Source organism: Citrobacter sp. CK202 (assembly GCF_030333225.1).
In the GTDB taxonomy this organism is placed as follows: Bacteria; Pseudomonadota; Gammaproteobacteria; order Enterobacterales; family Enterobacteriaceae; genus Citrobacter_B; species Citrobacter_B koseri.
The window spans coordinates 614,651-632,947 of the sequence record NZ_JAOWGI010000028.1 but is presented as its reverse complement, the minus strand read 5'-3'; the positions used below and the strand labels follow the sequence as shown (position 1 = coordinate 632,947).

At 57.9% G+C, this 18,297-nt stretch carries 17 protein-coding genes and 1 riboswitch; of the genes, 3 read left to right on the top strand and 14 right to left on the bottom strand.

Annotation, left to right across the window (positions count from 1 at the left end):
* Position 1: 1 nt before the first annotated feature.
* The 4 genes from moaD to moaA all read right to left on the bottom strand — a co-directional run bounded on the left by moaD (position 2) and on the right by moaA (position 2,254).
* Positions 2-247, bottom strand: coding sequence for a molybdopterin synthase sulfur carrier subunit (moaD, locus tag OGX84_RS19065; RefSeq protein WP_012133191.1), 246 nt, complete (start codon positions 245-247; stop codon positions 2-4).
* Positions 240-725, bottom strand: a complete 486-nt coding sequence (gene moaC, locus OGX84_RS19060; protein WP_012133192.1) for a cyclic pyranopterin monophosphate synthase MoaC — start codon at positions 723-725, stop codon at positions 240-242. The genes moaD and moaC overlap by 8 nt, the downstream gene beginning before the upstream one ends.
* A gap of 2 nt (positions 726-727) precedes the next feature.
* Complete coding sequence (gene moaB, locus OGX84_RS19055; RefSeq protein WP_047457988.1) at positions 728-1,240, bottom strand: molybdenum cofactor biosynthesis protein B; 513 nt, start codon at positions 1,238-1,240, stop codon at positions 728-730.
* Between the two features lie 24 nt (positions 1,241-1,264).
* Positions 1,265-2,254 carry a GTP 3',8-cyclase MoaA gene (moaA, locus tag OGX84_RS19050; protein ID WP_024130512.1) on the bottom strand — a complete coding sequence of 330 codons (990 nt, stop codon included), beginning with the start codon at positions 2,252-2,254 and terminating at the stop codon, positions 1,265-1,267.
* A riboswitch (molybdenum cofactor riboswitch) is annotated at positions 2,242-2,388 on the bottom strand. It overlaps the preceding gene by 13 nt.
* A 286-nt stretch (positions 2,389-2,674) precedes the next feature.
* Here moaA and yvcK point away from each other — a divergent pair.
* Complete coding sequence (gene yvcK / locus OGX84_RS19045; RefSeq protein WP_024130513.1) at positions 2,675-3,583, top strand: uridine diphosphate-N-acetylglucosamine-binding protein YvcK; 909 nt, start codon at positions 2,675-2,677, stop codon at positions 3,581-3,583.
* A 104-nt stretch (positions 3,584-3,687) separates the two neighbouring features.
* On the opposite strand, the gene uvrB is transcribed toward yvcK, so the two are convergent.
* The 5 genes from uvrB to bioB all read right to left on the bottom strand — a co-directional run bounded on the left by uvrB (position 3,688) and on the right by bioB (position 9,889).
* Complete coding sequence (uvrB, locus tag OGX84_RS19040) at positions 3,688-5,709, bottom strand: excinuclease ABC subunit UvrB (protein WP_047457991.1); 2,022 nt, start codon at positions 5,707-5,709, stop codon at positions 3,688-3,690.
* Positions 5,710-6,276: 567 nt separating this feature from the next.
* On the bottom strand, positions 6,277-6,963 hold the full coding sequence (bioD, locus tag OGX84_RS19035; RefSeq protein ID WP_214143430.1) for a dethiobiotin synthase: 687 nt from the start codon (positions 6,961-6,963) through the stop codon (positions 6,277-6,279).
* Entirely contained in the window at positions 6,956-7,711 is a 756-nt protein-coding gene (gene bioC / locus OGX84_RS19030; RefSeq protein ID WP_047457995.1) for a malonyl-ACP O-methyltransferase BioC, read from the bottom strand. Before bioC ends, bioD begins: the two co-directional genes overlap by 8 nt.
* Positions 7,698-8,852 carry an 8-amino-7-oxononanoate synthase gene (gene bioF / locus OGX84_RS19025; protein ID WP_286458294.1) on the bottom strand — a complete coding sequence of 385 codons (1,155 nt, stop codon included), beginning with the start codon at positions 8,850-8,852 and terminating at the stop codon, positions 7,698-7,700. Before bioF ends, bioC begins: the two co-directional genes overlap by 14 nt.
* The gene (gene bioB / locus OGX84_RS19020; protein ID WP_012133202.1) at positions 8,849-9,889 is read right to left on the bottom strand and encodes a biotin synthase BioB; all 1,041 of its coding nucleotides are present in this window, start codon (positions 9,887-9,889) and stop codon (positions 8,849-8,851) included. Before bioB ends, bioF begins: the two co-directional genes overlap by 4 nt.
* An 86-nt stretch (positions 9,890-9,975) precedes the next feature.
* Between bioB and bioA the strand changes: the two genes are divergently transcribed.
* Both bioA and OGX84_RS19010 read left to right on the top strand, forming a co-directional pair.
* Positions 9,976-11,265, top strand: coding sequence for an adenosylmethionine--8-amino-7-oxononanoate transaminase (gene bioA / locus OGX84_RS19015; protein ID WP_286458292.1), 1,290 nt, complete (start codon positions 9,976-9,978; stop codon positions 11,263-11,265).
* 65 nt (positions 11,266-11,330) lie between these two features.
* A complete protein-coding gene (locus OGX84_RS19010; RefSeq protein WP_049010068.1) occupies positions 11,331-11,807 on the top strand; it encodes a kinase inhibitor in 477 nt (158 codons plus the stop codon).
* Positions 11,808-11,912: 105 nt separating this feature from the next.
* Here the strand turns inward: OGX84_RS19010 and hutH are convergent, their stop codons facing one another.
* The 5 genes from hutH to hutI all read right to left on the bottom strand — a co-directional run bounded on the left by hutH (position 11,913) and on the right by hutI (position 18,229).
* Positions 11,913-13,433, bottom strand: coding sequence for a histidine ammonia-lyase (hutH, locus tag OGX84_RS19005; protein WP_012133205.1), 1,521 nt, complete (start codon positions 13,431-13,433; stop codon positions 11,913-11,915).
* A 1-nt stretch (position 13,434) separates the two neighbouring features.
* Complete coding sequence (hutU, locus tag OGX84_RS19000) at positions 13,435-15,120, bottom strand: urocanate hydratase (RefSeq protein WP_012133206.1); 1,686 nt, start codon at positions 15,118-15,120, stop codon at positions 13,435-13,437.
* Positions 15,121-15,259: 139 nt separating this feature from the next.
* Positions 15,260-15,979 carry a histidine utilization repressor gene (locus OGX84_RS18995; protein ID WP_115626508.1) on the bottom strand — a complete coding sequence of 240 codons (720 nt, stop codon included), beginning with the start codon at positions 15,977-15,979 and terminating at the stop codon, positions 15,260-15,262.
* A gap of 88 nt (positions 15,980-16,067) precedes the next feature.
* Complete coding sequence (gene hutG / locus OGX84_RS18990; protein WP_012133208.1) at positions 16,068-17,009, bottom strand: formimidoylglutamase; 942 nt, start codon at positions 17,007-17,009, stop codon at positions 16,068-16,070.
* The gene (gene hutI, locus OGX84_RS18985) at positions 17,006-18,229 is read right to left on the bottom strand and encodes an imidazolonepropionase (RefSeq protein ID WP_275166441.1); all 1,224 of its coding nucleotides are present in this window, start codon (positions 18,227-18,229) and stop codon (positions 17,006-17,008) included. The genes hutG and hutI overlap by 4 nt, the downstream gene beginning before the upstream one ends.
* Between the last annotated feature and the right edge of the window lie 68 nt (positions 18,230-18,297).

Sequence of the window (18,297 nt, the reverse complement as noted above, 5' to 3'; positions counted from 1 at the left end):
CTCAGCCTCCTGTCACCGGTGGGAAAAAGGCCACTTCATCACCCGCCGTCAGCGGATGTTCAAAACTGACCAGCGTCTGATTGACGGCGGCCAGCAGCTTGCCGTCTTCCAGCGCCAGCGCCCAGCGATCGCTTTGCGCCGCCAGATGCTGACGCAGCGCTTCTACAGTTGGGAAATCGGCGGCGACCTCTAACGCATCCGTTCCCACCAGTTCACGCACCTGAGCGAAAAACAGAACCTTAATCATGCGCATCCACCTTAAAATCGCCAGATTTACCGCCGCTTTTCGCCAGCAAGCGCACCGGGCCAATCACCATATCTTTTTGCACCGCTTTGCACATGTCGTAGATCGTCAATGCTGCCACGGAAGCGGCAGTCAGCGCTTCCATCTCCACGCCGGTTTTCCCCGTCAGGCGGCACAGCGATTCAATGCGTACCCGGTTGTGTTCAGGCTCCGCCTGCAATTGCACTTCGACCTTACTCAACAACAGCGGATGGCACAGCGGGATCAGCTCCCAGGTACGTTTAGCCGCCTGAATACCGGCGATACGCGCGGTCGCGAAAACATCGCCCTTATGGTGACTGCCGTCGATAATCATCGCCAGCGTTTCACTGCGCATCGTCACAAACGCTTCGGCGCGCGCCTCACGTACGGTTTCCGCTTTGGCGGAGACGTCCACCATGTGCGCTTCGCCAGCGGCATTAATATGGGTCAGTTGCGACATACTTATTTCTTCAAATGTGGGTGGAAGTTACACGGGCGTGTGCGAGCATCAAGCTGCGGCGCGATGATGTTGTCCCAGGCGGTGCGGCACGCTTTTGTGGAGCCCGGCATCGCAAAAATCAGCGTCTTGTTGGCAACGCCGGCCACCGCGCGCGATTGCAGGGTCGATGTGCCAATCTCTTCAAACGACAACATGCGGAACACTTCGCCAAACCCTTCGACTTCGCGATCAAAGAGCGGCAGTAACGCTTCCGGCGCCTGATCGCCATCGGTCAGCCCGGTGCCGCCGGTGATGAGCACCACCTGAACGTCATCGCTGGCGATCCACGCGGAAACCTGCGCGCGAATGGCGTAGCGGTTCTCTTTAACGATGGCTTTGTCCACAACCTGATGCCCTGCTTCCAGCGCGGCGTCGCGCAGAAAATGACCGGAAGTGTCGTCTTCTTCGCCGCGACGACTGGAAACCGTAAGAATAGCAATGCGGGTAGGGATAAACTCAGCGCTTACCTGACTCATAAAAACTCCTTGTCCGTTAAGGCGTTAACCGCCTATGTACGATAGATTTTGCGTAATACCGGTATTGTTCTGGTGCAGGAAGTGGGTCTGCTTTTTCTCCAGCAGCGCGGCTGAAATGCGTTCTTCCAGCGCATGTTGCTGTGCATCGTCTTCCAGCAGGTCGCGCAGGCTTACGCCGCCTTCGCCAAACAGGCAAAGATGGAGTTTACCGACCGAGGAAACGCGCAGACGGTTGCAGGTGGCGCAGAAATCTTTTTCATACGGCATGATGAGACCGATTTCACCGGCATAGTCAGGATGACAAAAAACCTGCGCCGGGCCGTCGCTGCGCTGGCGCAGCTGATGAATCCAACCGCGACGCAGCAGTTCATCACGCAGCACCTGTCCAGAAATATGGTGTTTACGAAAGAGTTCGCTCCCCTCTCCCGTCTCCATCAGTTCAATGAAGCGCAGTTGAATGGGGCGTGCCTGAATCCAGGCGAGAAAGGTGTCCAGTTGATGATGGTTCACATCGCGCATCAACACGGTGTTCACTTTGACCTTTGCGAAACCGGCGTCAAACGCGGCGTCAATACCCGCCATCACCTGCTGGAATTTATCCTGCCCGGTAATGGCGTGAAACTGACGGGCGTCGAGGCTATCGACGCTGACGTTGATGCCCGTCAGACCCGCGTCGCGCCAGTTCGCCGCATCACGCGCCAGACGATACCCATTAGTGGTCACCGCAATCTGGCGAATCGCGTCGTTTTCACGCACGGCGGCAATGATGTCGGTAAAGTCGCGACGCAGCGACGGTTCACCGCCGGTAAGGCGCACTTTTTCGGTGCCCAGACTGGCAAACGCGCGCGTCACACGGCGAATTTCATCGACGGTCAGAAAGCCGTTATTGGTGACACCGCCAGGCTTGTAGCCATCCGGCAGGCAGTATGTGCAACGAAAGTTACACACATCAGTAATCGACAGACGTAAGTAATAAAACTTACGTGCGAAAGCATCGGTAAGTTGTGAGGCCATGTACACCTTTCCAAATACGGGAGGCGGAGTCATTTCTTCCTGCGCCCTGGTGGCAAACTCTTTCGAGGCTTGTCACGGCCAAAACACCATATCAATTTGACACAGGCGTAGAGGCTAGAGTGTCTTTTTAAGCATCGCTTAAAAAGGTGGTTATGCCGATACTAGCGTGTAAATAGCATTTTTGCCATTCCCACTTTACGCTATATAATCATGTATATAGCGTCATGATCGTGCTATTTCGCTACAGAATAAGCAAAAATCACACTTTTGCATTGATATACATCAGTTAGCCATCAGGCTAACCCTATCCGAAAGAGGTAGAGGGGATGGATTTATTTTCCATCGTTGTTCGTTGGCTAATTGCTGAAAAGGCGCTATTTGCGCTACTGTAGCGCAGTACCTCTGATATTAGGAATTTGTATGCGCAATCGTACGCTGGCAGACCTGGATCGTGTTGTCGCTCTCGGCGGAGGGCATGGATTAGGACGCGTTCTCTCTTCACTCTCTTCATTAGGCTCACGCCTGACCGGTATTGTCACCACCACCGATAACGGGGGTTCCACAGGCCGTATTCGCCGCTCTGAAGGGGGAATCGCCTGGGGCGATATGCGCAACTGTCTGAACCAGTTAATTACCGAACCCAGCGTCGCGTCGGCGATGTTTGAGTACCGTTTTGGCGGTAATGGTGAACTTTCCGGCCATAACCTCGGAAATCTGATGTTAAAGGCGCTGGATCACCTGAGCGTGCGGCCTCTCGAAGCGATAAATTTAATTCGCAACTTATTGAAGGTGGATGCGCATTTAATCCCTATGTCGGAGCTGCCGGTAGACCTGATGGCCATCGACGATCAGGGGCATGAAGTATACGGCGAGGTGAATATCGATCAACTGGCGACCCCGCCGCAGGAGCTGATGCTGTCACCGAAAGTCCCCACCACCCGGGAAGCGGTGCAGGCCATTAGCGAAGCCGATTTGATTCTGATTGGCCCCGGAAGTTTCTACACCAGTTTGATGCCGATTCTGCTGCTTGATGAGCTGGCGCAGGCGCTGCGCCGTACTCCGGCGCCGATGGTCTATATCGGTAATCTGGGGCGCGAATTGAGTCTGCCCGCCGCCAGCTTAACGCTTGTCGACAAACTGGCGATTATGGAGCAATACGTCGGGAAACAGGTTATCGACGCCATTGTGGTTGGCCCGAAAGTGGATGCCTCGGCGGTGACGGGCCGGATTGTGATTCAGGAAGTGCTGGAAGCCAGCGATATTCCGTATCGCCATGACCGACAGCTGCTGCATAACGCGCTGGAGAAAGCGATACAGGCGTTAGGGTAAGCGTATTCAGATTTGCCCGGTGGCGCTTCGCCTACCGGGCCTACACACAACAGGCGGAACAACCGTAGGCCGGATAAGACGCTTTACGTCGCCATCCGGCATCGTCATGACGCCGCGATAAACAGCTCACGTAGCTGATGCAGCTGGTCGCGAATCTCTGCGGCTTCTTCAAACTCCAGGTTTTGCGCATGCTGCATCATCTGGCCTTCCAGCTCATGAATTTTCTGCTGCAACGCTTTCGGCGTCATATCCATCTCAACCACACCCGATTTCGCCGCTGCGCGGGACTTCCCTTTGCCCTTCGCTTTGGTTTTCGCGATGTTCTGACCCAACGCCAGAATATCGACCACTTTCTTATTCAGCCCCTGCGGAACGATACCGTGCTCTTCGTTGTATAACTGCTGTTTCTCGCGACGACGTTCGGTTTCGCCTATCGCTTTCGCCATCGACGGGGTGATCTTATCGCCATAGAGGATCGCCTTCCCGTTGACGTTACGCGCCGCACGGCCGATGGTCTGAATCAGCGAACGCTCTGAACGCAGGAAGCCTTCTTTGTCTGCGTCCAGAATCGCCACCAGCGAGACCTCAGGCATGTCCAGCCCTTCTCGCAACAGGTTGATCCCCACCAGCACGTCAAACTCGCCCAGACGCAAATCACGAATGATTTCCATACGTTCAACGGTATCGATGTCCGAGTGCAGGTAACGTACGCGCTCGCCGTGTTCTTCGAGATATTCGGTAAGATCTTCCGCCATTCGCTTGGTCAGCGTCGTCACCAGCACACGTTCGTTAATCGCCGCCCGCAGGCGGATCTCAGAGAGCAGATCATCAACCTGCGTCGCCACTGGCCGAACTTCAATGATCGGGTCCAGCAGCCCGGTGGGACGCACCACCTGATCCACCACCTCGCCGCCGGATTTCTCCAGCTCATAGTTGCCCGGCGTGGCGGAAACGTAGATAGTTTGCGGGGCCAGCGCTTCAAACTCTTCAAATTTTAGCGGACGGTTATCCAGCGCTGACGGCAGACGGAAACCGTACTCCACCAGCGTCTCTTTGCGCGCCCTGTCCCCACGAAACATCCCGCCGATTTGCGGAATCGTGACGTGAGATTCATCCACGACTAACAGGCCATCGGCAGGCAGATAATCAAACAGCGTCGGCGGCGGCTCGCCAGGCCCGCGCCCGGAAAGGTAGCGGGAGTAGTTTTCAATCCCCGAGCAATATCCCAGCTCGTTCATCATTTCCAGATCGAACTGCGTACGCTGGGTTAAGCGCTGTTCTTCCAGCAGCTTATTGTTTTCCAGCATGATCCTGCGTCTGTCCACCAGTTCGTCTTTGATCTCCTCCATCGCCTGTACGATGCGCTCGCGCGGCGTAACGTAGTGCGTTTTCGGGTAGATGGTGTAGCGCTGGATAGTCGATTCAACCTGCCCGGTCAGCGGGTCAAACAGCGACAGACGTTCAACCTCTTCATCAAACAGCTCAACCCGCAGCGCAATATCGTCAGACTCCGCCGGGAAGATGTCGATGACCTCGCCGCGTACGCGGAAAGTGCCGCGCTGGAAGGCCTGATCGTTGCGGGTATATTGCAACTCCGCCAGACGGCGCAGGATAGCGCGCTGATCGATGATCATCCCCACCGTCAGGTGCAGCATCATCTTCAGGTATAAATCGGGATCGCCCAGACCGTAGATAGCGGAAACCGAAGCCACGACCACAACGTCCCGCCGCTCAAGCAGCGCCTTGGTCGCCGACAGCCGCATCTGTTCTATGTGTTCGTTCACCGACGCATCTTTTTCGATAAAGGTGTCGGAGCTGGGCACATACGCCTCTGGCTGATAGTAGTCATAGTAAGAGACGAAATATTCCACCGCGTTGTCAGGGAAGAACTCTTTCATTTCGCCGTATAACTGGGCCGCCAGCGTTTTATTGGGCGCAAGCACCATCGTCGGGCGCTGTAAATCGGCAATCACATTGGCGATGGTGAACGTTTTCCCTGATCCCGTTACGCCCAACAGCGTCTGGTGCGCCAGACCATCTTCAAGACCTTCCTCCAGACGACGTATCGCCTCCGGCTGATCGCCTGAAGGTTTAAAAGCGGAATTCAGTTTGAACGGTTTACTCATGGGCAGCTACCTGAAGGAATGGGCGGGCAGGACACTAATTTTACCCGGAGCCGCTAATATTGCCAGCAAAATATACTGGATGAAAAAACAGTGGCGACTTAAGGTATTACTCAAATAAGGGATAACACCCGGCATTGCGACGTAAAATGTAGACCCTGACGAGATAAAAAACCAGTGAGATGCGGTTATCCCCAAACCAAAGACTTTTTTAACACTTGTCAAGATGTGTGATGAAAGATTTGTGGCAACCCGTGACACTTTCCTTACAGCCATTGCTTTTATCTAACAAATTGTTTCATAAGCACTATTTACTTAAGACGCCTTTCGCATCAATTTAGTCGCAGGCCGCGTCTTCTCTCGCTTACGTTGTGTTTTCTAACTCTAATACACAAGGTTATCCACAGGAATGGTGGATAACTGCGTCCAGCCCGTATGGACTGCCGCCTGGCAAAATCGCGCGGACGCCCCTTGATGAGGGGCTAAAAAAAAATTATCGCTTTTTTTTGATTTTTATCAGCTAACGAAACGCGGGCGGCAGGCGAGATCCTGCTCGCATTTTCACCCGTTTTACACCGCCTTCAGGCGCGTCAGATCGAGATATTGTCCTGTCGATGCGCTTTCCGCCTTCCCGGAAAGCCAGGGGATTTCGCCCAGCAGAGGAGCCGTAATCACCCGCGTTAGCGTCGCCATGTATTCCGCATGGCGCTTTCCGGGCGGCGTCACGTCATTGGCTACCCACCCGGCAAGCGTCAGCCCGGCTTGCTGCACGGCCTGCGCCGTCAGCATGGCATGATTGATACACCCAAGCTTCACGCCCACCACCAGAATCACCGGCAGGTGCTCCGCCGCAACCCAGTCGGCAAACGTCAGCGTTTCGCCAAGCGGAGTAAACCAGCCGCCCGCCCCTTCCACTAACACCCAGTCGGCCTGCCGTTCCAGCGCGCGTAAACCGGCGGACATCACCGAGGCCTGAACGGGTCTCCCCTCCTCTGCGCTCACAATGTGCGGCGAGGTCGGTTCCGCAAAGGTGTAGGGGTTGATCGCTTCATAGGCCAGCGTCAGCGTGCTGTTGCGCTGTAGCGCCAGGGCATCGCTATTGCGCAGCCCCTGCGCCGTCATCTCGCTGCCCGACGCCACGGGCTTGTAGCCTGCCGTCCGAAAGCCGCTCTGCGCGGCAGCCTGTAACAGGGCGCAACTGGCGACCGTTTTTCCGACTTCAGTGTCCGTCCCGGTGACAAAATACCGTTTAATCACGTTCAATGACTCCCAAAAAAAGCTGATACGTCAGCGGATATTTCCCCTGTTGCTGCGGCCAGGCCAACTGTAACTGTCGCAACTGCGAACGCGTTAACACGCGCGGTTCACGCCCCTCGTGCAGATGCGTCGCCCCAATGCCTTTAAGCGAACGCATCGCGCTGAGCGCATCATCAAACCACAGGGTGATCGCCTGGATCTGCTGACGGACGCGCCAGCCGTGCATTGCATTGCCGATCGTCTCCGGCGACAAAAAATGGTTGGCATGCCCCCGGTTATCTACCGCCTGCCAGGCCTGACGCAGTTCCGGCAGCGATCCGTGCGCCAGCGAGGTAAACGCCACCACGCCGCCAGGACGCACCACGCGATACAGTTCGCTTAGCGCGCCGCGCAAGTCGCCGCACCACTGCACCGCCAGGTTGCTCCATGCCAAATCAAACCGCGCCGCCGCCAGCGGGATGGCTTCGATATCCGCCGCAAGGTAATGGTGAGCAGCCTGCTGACGACGCGCCTCATCCAGCATTTGCGCCGAAAGATCGAGCGCCGTGACCTCGCATCCCTGCTCTCGCCAGAAGCGACTCATCCGCCCAGGCCCACAACCGGCGTCCAGAACGTGCGCACATTCGCGCCCTGCCAGCAGCGCCAACAGCGCGTCCGCACTCTGGCGTTGCAGTTCAGCGTGCTGTTCATAATGCGACGCGGCGCGCCCAAACGCGGCTGCAATCGCCTGCTTATCAACCTGCGCCATCCAGCACCTCCAGTAAGCGATCAATATCCTGCGTTTCGTGCGCCTGAGTGAGCGTCAGGCGCAATCGGGCAGTACCGGCCGGAACGGTAGGCGGTCGGATCGCGCTCACCCAGCATCCCTGCTCCCGCAGAGTATCCGCCAGCCGTAACGCGCGCGCATTGTCTCCGACAATCAGCGGCTGAATCGCACTGTGCGAATTTGCCAGCGTAAAATCGCTGGCCTTAACGCCCGAACGGAAGCGCTGAATTAACGCAGCCAGTTTTTCCCGGCGATCTGCGCCTTCCGGGCTTCGGATCACCGCCAGCGCCGCGCTCAGCGCCTGCGCCTGGGCCGGTGGCATACTGGTGCTGTAGATCAGATGGCGGGCAAACTGCAACAGATAATCCGCAACGCTTTCAGAGCAGAGAATCGCCGCCCCGCTGACGCCAAAGCCTTTGCCAAACGTCACAATCAGCAGCTCAGGTTTGACCTGCTGTCGCCAGCAGCTTCCGCGCCCTTCATCGCCCGTAACGCCAATACCGTGCGCATCATCCACCAGCAGCCAGGCGTTACGCTGCCGTGCGACACGGTGGATCTCCGCCAGCGGCGCGCCGTCGCCGTCCATACTGAATATGCCCTCTGTCACCACCAGTTGCTGCCCGCCGCACGGGGCGTCCAGCAGGCGCGCCAGGTGTTGAGGATCGTTGTGGGTAAAGCGGCGAAGCGTCGCCGGGCTGAGGTTTGCCGCTTCCAGCAATGAGGCGTGGCTGAGACGGTCCGCGACAATCCGATCGTCTTTCGCCATCAGCGCGGCGATAACCGCCTGATTCGCCGCAAAGCCAGAGATAAACAGCAGCGCCCGCGAATAGCCAAGCCAGCCTGCCAGCGCCTCTTCAAGCGCCTGATGCGCCACGGAGTAGCCGCTGACGTGGCCGGAGCCGCCGCTGCCGACGCCAAAGCGCTCCGCACCCTGTTGCCAGGCGCGAATAATCTGCGGATGGTGACTTAAACCGAGGTAGTCATTGCTGGAGAAATTCAGATACTGGCGTTCGTTAGCCACCAGCCAACGCCCTGCCCCCTGCGTCACCGCATAGCGGCGACGCAACGCATCGGCAGAACGACGCGCCGTAAGCACATCGTCGATTTTTTGCTGCCAGGTCATACTGCTGCCGCGTTGTAATAGTCGTCTGTATCCGGGGTCATCAGCGCCTGTTCCAGACGCTGTTGCTGTTCGTTGTCGCCAGCCAGTACCGACGTTTGCTGCGGATTCAGCCCCAGTTTGCGGAACAGCTGGAGATCTTTGTCTTCTTCCGGGTTCGGCGTGGTCAGCAGCTTGCAGCCGTAGAAGATGGAGTTCGCCCCCGCCATAAAGCACATCGCCTGCGTCTGTTCGTTCATCTGTTCGCGCCCCGCAGAAAGACGCACGTAGGAGGTTGGCATCATAATGCGCGCGACAGCGATCGTGCGGATGAAATCAAACGCATCCACATCCTCATTATCCGCCAGCGGCGTACCTTTGACCTTCACCAGCATGTTGATCGGCACGCTCTCCGGCGGAGTCGGCAAATTCGCCAGTTGCAACAGCAGCCCGGCGCGATCTTTGACCGTTTCGCCTAAGCCAACGATACCGCCAGAGCAGACTTTAATCCCCGCTTCACGCACTTTGTCCAGCGTATCAAGACGTTCCTGATACGAGCGGGTCGTGATGATATTGCCGTAAAATTCCGGGGAGGTATCCAGGTTGTGGTTGTAGTAGTCCAGCCCGGCGTTGGCGAGGCGCTGCGCCTGAGATTCATTGAGCGTGCCGAGGGTCATACAGGCTTCCAGCCCCATCGCCTTCACGCCCTGCACCATCTGTTCCAGATACGGCATATCGCGCTCGTGCGGGTTTTTCCATGCCGCGCCCATGCAGAAACGGGTTGAACCGGCGTTCTTCGCTTTGCGCGCGGAGTCCAGCACCTGCTCCACTTCCATCAGACGTTCCGCTTCCAGCCCCGTCTTATAGCGAGAACTCTGCGGGCAATATTTGCAGTCTTCCGGGCAGGCGCCGGTTTTAATCGACAGCAGCGTGCTGACCTGCACCTGTTGCGGATCGAAATGCTGACGATGGATTTGCTGCGCGTCAAATAGCAGATCCAGCAGCGGTTTATTAAATAATTCGGTAACTTGCGACAATGTCCAGCGTGGGTGGTGAGCCATAGGGCCTCTCCAAAGGGTGTTGTTAATTCTTGATTCGGTGTAGACTCGTAAACCTAAATGTTTTTAATTTGGTTTACAAGTCGATTATGACAACGGACGATCTTGCCTTTGACCAACGCCATATCTGGCATCCCTATACCTCCATGACCTCCCCGCTCCCGGTTTATCCGGTTGCGCGCGCCGAGGGTTGCGAACTGATTTTGGCCAACGGCGACCGTCTGATCGACGGCATGTCGTCATGGTGGGCGGCGATCCACGGTTACAACCATCCACAGCTCAACGCCGCGATGAAAACGCAAATTGACGCCATGTCGCATGTGATGTTTGGCGGCATTACCCATGCCCCTGCGGTCAACCTGTGTCGCAAGCTGGTGGCGATGACGCCGCAAGCGCTGGAGTGCGTGTTCCTGGCGGACTCCGGTTCGGTAGCGGTGGAAGTGGCGATGAAAATGGCGCTGCAATACTGGCAGGCGAAAGGCGAGTCTCGTCAGCGTTTTCTGACCTTTCGCAACGGCTATCACGGAGACACCTTCGGCGCGATGTCGGTATGCGATCCAGATAACTCAATGCACAGCCTGTGGAAGGGCTATCTGCCGGAAAACCTCTTTGCCCCCGCCCCGCAAAGCCGGATGGATGGCGAATGGGACGAGCGGGATATGGTGGCCTTTGCCCGCCTGATGGCGGCGCACCGGCATGAGATTGCGGCGGTGATTCTGGAGCCCATTGTCCAGGGCGCTGGCGGGATGCGGATGTATCACCCGGAGTGGCTTCGCCGCATCCGTAAGATGTGCGATCGCGAAGGGATTCTGCTGATTGCCGATGAGATCGCCACCGGATTTGGCCGCACAGGTAAACTGTTTGCCTGCGAATATGCAGACATTACGCCGGATATTTTGTGTCTCGGTAAGGCCATCACCGGCGGTACGATGACGCTTTCCGCCACGTTAACCACCCGTCGGGTCGCTGAAACCATCAGCAACGGCGAAGCCGGTTGCTTTATGCATGGCCCGACTTTTATGGGCAATCCGCTGGCGTGCGCCGTGGCTTGCGCCAGTCTTTCCCTGCTGGAAACGGGCGAGTGGCAGCAGCAGGTGGCGACGATTGAAACGCAGTTACGCCAGGAATTAGCGCCCGCGCGCGCATCATCCTGGGTCGCTGACGTGCGCGTACTCGGCGCCATCGGCGTCGTGGAAACCACGCACCCGGTCAATATGGCGGCGTTGCAGCGTTTCTTTGTCGGGCAAGGCGTCTGGGTGCGCCCGTTTGGTAAACTGATCTACCTGATGCCGCCCTATATCATCCAGCCGGAACAATTGCATCGTCTGACGCAGGCGGTGAACGACGCTGTGCGCAATGAAACATTTTTTATCCATTAATCAGCGGTAAGCTGTAGCGGTTCTGGCTACACTTCCTTGCTAATCAGTAGATTAATGGAGGCGGTATGAAACTTATCAGCAACGACCTGCGCGACGGGGAAAAACTGCCCCATCGCCATGTGTTTAACGGCATGGGCTATGACGGGGACAACATCTCCCCGCACCTGGCCTGGGACGAGGTGCCCGCCGGTACGAAAAGCTTTGTCGTGACCTGCTACGATCCCGATGCGCCAACCGGCTCAGGCTGGTGGCACTGGATTGTCGCCAACCTGCCAGCCGATACCCGCGTACTGCCGCAAGGGTTTGGTTCCGGCCTGGTGGCGATGCCGGAAGGGACTCTCCAGACACGCACCGATTTTGGTAAAGCAGGCTACGGCGGCGCAGCTCCGCCGAAAGGGGAAACGCACCGCTACATCTTTACCGTTCACGCGCTGGATGTGGAGCGCATTGATGTCGATGCAGGCGCCAGCGGCGCGATGGTGGGCTTTAACGTCCATTTCCATTCGCTCGCCAGCGCGTCGATTACCGCAATGTTCAGCTAAGTGCCGTTGTTGCCTGATGGCGACGCTAAAGCGTCTTATCCGGCCTGCGGCACCTGACACCCAGCGCCGTAGGCCGGATAAGCGTCAGCGCCATCCGGCATTTTTTTACAAGAAATCAGGTAATAACCGGAACAAGTCCCCACGCGCCAGCAGTTCGGTCGCGCACTCAATATCCGGCGCGAAGAAACGGTCCTGAGTATAATGCGGCACCTGCTCGCGCAGCGCTTTTCGCGCCTGCTCCAGCAGCGGGCTTGAGGTTAATCCTTCCCGGAGGTCGATCCCCTGACAGGCCGCCAGCCACTCTACCGCAATGACCCCACGCGTGTTTGCCGCCATTTCCCATAGTCGCCGACCCGCAGCGGGCGCCATCGACACATGATCTTCCTGATTGGCCGACGTCGGCAGGCTGTCCACGCTGTGCGGATGCGCCAGCGCTTTGTTCTCGCTGGCCAGCGCCGCAGCGGTCACCTGCGCAATCATAAAACCGGAGTTGACGCCGCCGTTTTTCACCAGGAAAGGCGGCAACTGCGACATATGTTTATCCATCATCAGCGCGATACGCCTTTCCGACAGCGCGCCGATTTCCGCAATCGCCAGCGCCAGATTATCCGCCGCCATCGCCACCGGTTCGGCATGGAAGTTACCGCCAGAAATCACATCCCCCTCTTCGGCAAACACCAGCGGGTTATCCGAAACGGCGTTGGCTTCAACGAGCAGCACCTCCATCGCCTGACGCAGTTGTGTGAGGCACGCGCCCATCACCTGCGGCTGACAGCGCAGCGAGTACGGGTCCTGCACCTTTTCACAGTTATGGTGCGACTGTGCTATCGCGCTGGTCTCCGTCAGAACGTGGCGGAACAGCCCGGCGGCGTCGATCTGCCCACGCTGACCGCGCGCGGCATGAATGCGCGCATCAAACGGTCGGCGCGACCCCAGAACGGCTTCGGTGGTTAACGCCCCGCAGACCACCGCAGAGGCGAACAACGCCTGCGCTTCGAACAGCCCACGCAGCGCAAAGGCGGTGGAGGCCTGGGTGCCATTCAGCAGCGCCAGTCCCTCTTTCGCCGCCAGCGTGATCGGTTCCAGTCCGGCCTTTTTCAACGCCTCTTTCGCCGGAAGCCACTCCCCCTGCCAGCGGGCTTTCCCTTCGCCAAGCAGCGTCAACGACATATGCGCCAGCGGCGCCAGATCGCCCGATGCCCCTACAGAACCTTTCGCCGGGATCAGCGGCCAGACCTCTGCGTTGACCAGCGCAATCAGCGCCTCAATCACGCTCAGGCGGATGCCCGAGAAACCACGCGCCAGGCTATTGATTTTCAGCACCATGATCAGACGCACCATCGCGTCGTCCAGCGGCTCGCCAATACCCGCCGCGTGGGAGAGCACCAGCGAACGTTGCAGGTTTTGCAGATCCTCCGTGGCGATGCGCGTCTGCGCCAGCAGACCAAAACCGGTATTGATACCGTAGGCCGTGCGCCCCTCGGCGACGATATTGTTCACGCAGTCGACGCTGGCATTAATACCGTCAACCGCGCTGCTATCAAGACGCAGTTGCACTGGCTGCTGCCAGACGGCGCGAAGCTGCGCAAAACTCAGATGACCCGGCGTTAACGTAAGCGTATTCATATCAGCGTTTTCCTTGAGTAGCCGCGATCATCGGCAAGTTCAGCCCTTGTTCTGCGGCGCATTCAACCGCAATCTCATACCCGGCGTCAGCATGACGCATCACGCCTGTCGCCGGATCGTTATGCAGCACTCTGGCGATACGCGCTGCCGCCTCGTCGGTGCCGTCGCAGACAATCACCATTCCGGCATGTTGCGAGAACCCCATACCGACGCCGCCGCCATGATGCAGCGAAACCCAGGTCGCACCGCTGGCGGTATTGAGCAGCGCGTTCAGTAACGGCCAGTCGGATACCGCATCAGAACCGTCGCGCATCGCTTCCGTCTCCCGATTTGGACTGGCGACGGAGCCGGAATCCAGATGATCGCGGCCAATGACGATCGGCGCGGAGACCTCTCCACGGCGTACCATTTCGTTAAACGCCAGACCCAGTTTTTGCCGCCACGCCAGCCCCACCCAGCAAATACGCGCCGGTAAGCCCTGGAAGTTAATACGTTCGCGCGCCATATCCAGCCAGTGATGCAGATGTTTGTCATCCGCCACAATCTCTTTGACTTTGGCATCGGTTTTATAAATATCTTCTGGATCGCCGGAAAGCGCCACCCAACGGAATGGGCCGATCCCCCGACAAAAAAGCGGGCGGATATAGGCCGGAACGAACCCAGGAAAATCAAAGGCGTTCTCTACGCCCATCTCTTTCGCCATCTGGCGGATATTGTTGCCGTAATCAAAGGTCGGGACGCCCATTTCACTGAACGCCAGCATCGCCTGTACGTGCTTCGCCATTGAGCGTTTCGCCGCCTGTACCGTGCCCTGTGGATCTGACGCCGCTTTCGCCTGATACTCCTCCCAACGCCAGCCAGAGGGCAGATAACCGTGCAGCGGATCGTGCGCGCTGGTCTGGTCGGTCACCAGATCCGGGCGAACGCCGCGTTTTACCAGTTCCGGCACGACGTCCGCCGCGTTGGCGCACAGCGCAACGGAGACGGCTTTACCTTCGCGGGTATATTTTTCAATTCGCGCCAGCGCGTCGTCCAGCGAGGTGGCCTGTTCATCGACGTAGCGGGTACGCAGACGGAAATCAATACGGCTTTGCTGGCATTCGATATTCAGCGAGCACGCCCCCGCCAGCGTCGCGGCCAGCGGCTGTGCGCCGCCCATACCGCCAAGCCCGGCGGTCAGCACCCAGCGCCCGGACAAATTCCCCTGATAGTGCTGCCGTCCTGCTTCAACGAAGGTTTCATAGGTACCCTGCACGATGCCCTGACTGCCGATGTAGATCCAGCTTCCGGCGGTCATCTGGCCGTACATCGCCAGCCCTTTGGCGTCCAGCTCATTGAAATGTTCCCAGGTCGCCCAGTGCGGCACCAGGTTGGAGTTAGCGATCAGGACACGTGGCGCGTTTTCGTGGGTCTTAAACACGCCGACCGGTTTACCGGACTGCACCAGCAGGGTTTCATCGGCCTCCAGTTTGGTCAACGCATTGATGATGGCGTCATAGCACTCCCAGTCGCGCGCCGCGCGGCCAATGCCGCCATAAACCACCAGTTCATGCGGATTCTCGGCAACATCGGGATCGAGGTTGTTCATTAACATGCGCAGCGGCGCTTCGGTTAACCAGCTTTTTGCCGTCAGGGTTGTTCCCCTCGGGGCGCGGATATCCTGCTGACGATACTTGCTTTGAGGCATGACACCAGACTCCTTACGATGATCGGACAGATAAGTAACATATACTTGTCTATACAACTTGTCGCAAGGCTGATTTTAACAACTGAGATACATTTTTGTTATATTGCGTCAGCAATCACGCTTTTTATCGCGCCGTCATTCAGGACATAAAATGGCCCTGCAACCGGTAGCGAGAACCGGGGAAAAGCAGGCGAGCGTGAGAAACAATGTGCGACGCAGACCAGGTGCGTCGATGAATTAACAGGCAGGGATCGTGCTCCTTAATGTTCAGCAGCGCGCACTCTTCCGCCGTGGCGCGCACGGCTTCCACAATGTGCTCCCCTTCCGTTAGCGGGGCGATCAGCGACAGGTATGCATGAGGCGTGGTCTGGCTGTAATCCTGCGCCAGATAATCCGGTACAACGCTGGCGTTCACACAGCGATCCTCAATCTGCACCGGCAGATCGTTTTCATAGTGCACCATCACCGAATGAAAAATCAGCGTGCCTTCACGCACATTCAGGGCAGTGGCCTGAAGCGCATTCGCCTGCGTCTGTTCCAGCGTCAGCACCTCACAGCGGTGCTGATGGTGACGGGCGGCGATTTCATCGGCAATGCTGCGAATTTCAAACAGTGCGGACTGCCCTTTCGGTTCCGCCACAAATGTGCCGACGCCCTGTAAACGCACCAGCAGCCCTTCATCCGTTAATTCCCGCAACGCCCGGTTGATTGTCATCCGGCTGAAGCCAAATTGCGCCACCAGTTCCGCTTCCGAGGGAATACGGTCATGCGGGCGCCAGACGCCGCTGGCGATGTTGTCGCTGATCGTCTGTTTGACCTTTTCATAGAAAGGCACAGGGGCAGAACGGGATGGGAGCATGCGTAAGCCTTCCTTAAGCGTATGATTTTATTTGCCGGATGGCATTATCCGGCCTGTAACGCGATTCTGGGCCGGACAAACATCGCGATTAACGCCACCCGTGTGCGATTTGCCAGCCGAGGCGTGCCGCAACACGCGCTGCGTTGCCATCATCGTCAAAGCGCGGATTAAATTCAACCATATCCACCGCCTGTAGCTTACCGCTGCGACAAACGGCATCGACAAGCCGCATCACCGTCGCCAACGGCACACCGAGCGCTGCGGGCGCAGACACTGCGGGCATCTCCCAGGCGGGCAACACATCAAGATCGATGGTCAGGTAGATCTTATCCACGCTGTCGATAACCTGCGCCAACGGCGCCTGAGCGGTATCACAATCCACGTCTTCTACGATGGTCACTCCGCGTTGTTGCGCCTCATCCCATAACGCCTGCGTATTTGCCGCCCGACTGACGCCAAAGCAGGCGTAATGAAACTCACGCTGCTGTTCATCGCATAATTGCGCCAACTGGCGAAACGGCGTACCGGAGGTGGCGTGGTCAGCCCGACGCAGATCCAGATGCGCATCAAGATTAATAATGCCGACTCTGGCATGCGGGAACGCATCAAGCAGTCCCGCGCCATGCCCAAACGCCGTTTCATGTCCGCCGCCTAGCACAAACGTGCGCATATCCGCCTGCTGGCAGCGCCGTACCGCATCGCGAAGCGCCTGCTGCGCGCCTTCCAGATCGGGGGCTTGCGCAATAATGTTACCTAAATCCACCAGCCGATCGTGGCCGTGGTGAGAGGCCAGGTTCGCCAGCGCCCGGCGCAGGGCATCCGGCGCGCCAGCGGCGCCAGGCCGCCCCTGGTTTCGCTTCACGCCTTCGTCACAGGCAAAGCCGAGCAAGGCGATTTTTTCACGATACATTTCGGGAGAAAACGTCGGGCTGCGCGTCACCGTCTGAAAGAGACGCAGCGCGTTAGCCGCCTCGGCGCTGTCATCACGCCCTTGCCAGAGCGTGGGGGATGCGGGTTGCCATTGCGTCATGTTACTTCTCCTCTGAATACACGGTGACAGAGCGGGTTACGCCCCGGTTCATAAAGGATTTCAACCGGAAGCTCAGCGTCCCATACGGCAAAGTCAGCGACATATCCCGCTTTCAATTGCCCATGCGTCGTCTGCCGCCCCAGCGCGCGCGCAGCATGCCGCGTCACGCCCGCCCACGCCTCTTCCGGCGTTAAGCCAAACTGTACGCAAGCCATGTTCATCGCCAGATGCAAACTGATAAACGGACTGGTGCCGGGGTTAAAGTCCGTTGCAACCGCCATTGGCACGCCATAGTGGCGGAGCAACGCCACCGGCGGGCGCTGCGTCTCTTTGAGGAAATAAAACGCCCCCGGCAGCAGAACGCCCACGGTGCCGCTGCGACTCATCGCCGCCACGCCAGCCTCATCCAGATACTCAATATGGTCAGCGGATAACCCCTGATAACGACTCACCAGTTGTGCGCCCCCCAGCAAGGAGAGCTGCTCAACGTGCCCTTTTACCGGAATGCCCAACGCCTGAGCGGCCTGAAATACCCGCTCACTCTGCGCCAGGTTAAACCCCACGCTTTCACAGAAAAGATCCACCGACTCAAACAGCCCTTTTGCCCATAATCCGGGCAGAATACTTTCGCAAACTAGCGTGATATAGCCGTCGGGATCGTCGCGGTATTCTGCTGGCGTCGCATGTGCCGCCAGCAGGGTAGGACTGATTTCCACCCTGTTTTCATGCGCCAGCGCAGCGGCAACGCGCAACATTTTCTCTTCCGTGGCGAAATTCAGGCCATAGCCGGATTTCACCTCCAGCAACGTAACGCCTTCTTGCAGCAACCGCGCCATCCGCGCACGCGCAATGGCTAAAAGCTCATCTTCAGAGGCCGTCCGGGTCGCGGCGACGGTCGCGTTGATACCGCCGCCCTGCGCGCTGATCTGCTGGTACGACACGCCGTTAAGCCGCTGTTCCCACTCCCCGGCGCGCGTGCCGCCAAAAATCAGGTGGGTGTGACAGTCAATCAATCCGGGCGTGACCAGTCGGCCTTGCAGATCCACGGTATTGCGGTGCGCGGCGTTGAGCGACGACGCAGGCACAATATCCAGTATCCGGCCCTGGCGGACGACAAGCGCATGATCGTCCACCATCCCATAAGGGCTACCGCGTTCAGTATCCATCGTCGCCAGTCGGCCATTCCGCCAGATCGTGTCATCAGGTAAAAGTTGCGCCATTGGGTTCATCACTTGTCATGGGTTGTCTATACATTTATTTTTTATTCTGCCGGGGTTGTCAATCTTAC

Coding starts and splice junctions, on each gene's coding strand:
- moaD (WP_012133191.1), bottom strand. CDS start 247: ATGATTAAGGTTCTGTTTTTCGCTCAGGTGCGTGAACTGGTGGGAACG.
- moaC (WP_012133192.1), bottom strand. CDS start 725: ATGTCGCAACTGACCCATATTAATGCCGCTGGCGAAGCGCACATGGTG.
- moaB (WP_047457988.1), bottom strand. CDS start 1,240: ATGAGTCAGGTAAGCGCTGAGTTTATCCCTACCCGCATTGCTATTCTT.
- moaA (WP_024130512.1), bottom strand. CDS start 2,254: ATGGCCTCACAACTTACCGATGCTTTCGCACGTAAGTTTTATTACTTA.
- yvcK (WP_024130513.1), top strand. CDS start 2,675: ATGCGCAATCGTACGCTGGCAGACCTGGATCGTGTTGTCGCTCTCGGC.
- uvrB (WP_047457991.1), bottom strand. CDS start 5,709: ATGAGTAAACCGTTCAAACTGAATTCCGCTTTTAAACCTTCAGGCGAT.
- bioC (WP_047457995.1), bottom strand. CDS start 7,711: ATGGCGCAGGTTGATAAGCAGGCGATTGCAGCCGCGTTTGGGCGCGCC.
- bioF (WP_286458294.1), bottom strand. CDS start 8,852: ATGACCTGGCAGCAAAAAATCGACGATGTGCTTACGGCGCGTCGTTCT.
- bioB (WP_012133202.1), bottom strand. CDS start 9,889: ATGGCTCACCACCCACGCTGGACATTGTCGCAAGTTACCGAATTATTT.
- bioA (WP_286458292.1), top strand. CDS start 9,976: ATGACAACGGACGATCTTGCCTTTGACCAACGCCATATCTGGCATCCC.
- OGX84_RS19010 (WP_049010068.1), top strand. CDS start 11,331: ATGAAACTTATCAGCAACGACCTGCGCGACGGGGAAAAACTGCCCCAT.
- hutH (WP_012133205.1), bottom strand. CDS start 13,433: ATGAATACGCTTACGTTAACGCCGGGTCATCTGAGTTTTGCGCAGCTT.
- hutU (WP_012133206.1), bottom strand. CDS start 15,120: ATGCCTCAAAGCAAGTATCGTCAGCAGGATATCCGCGCCCCGAGGGGA.
- OGX84_RS18995 (WP_115626508.1), bottom strand. CDS start 15,979: ATGCTCCCATCCCGTTCTGCCCCTGTGCCTTTCTATGAAAAGGTCAAA.
- hutG (WP_012133208.1), bottom strand. CDS start 17,009: ATGACGCAATGGCAACCCGCATCCCCCACGCTCTGGCAAGGGCGTGAT.
- hutI (WP_275166441.1), bottom strand. CDS start 18,229: ATGGCGCAACTTTTACCTGATGACACGATCTGGCGGAATGGCCGACTG.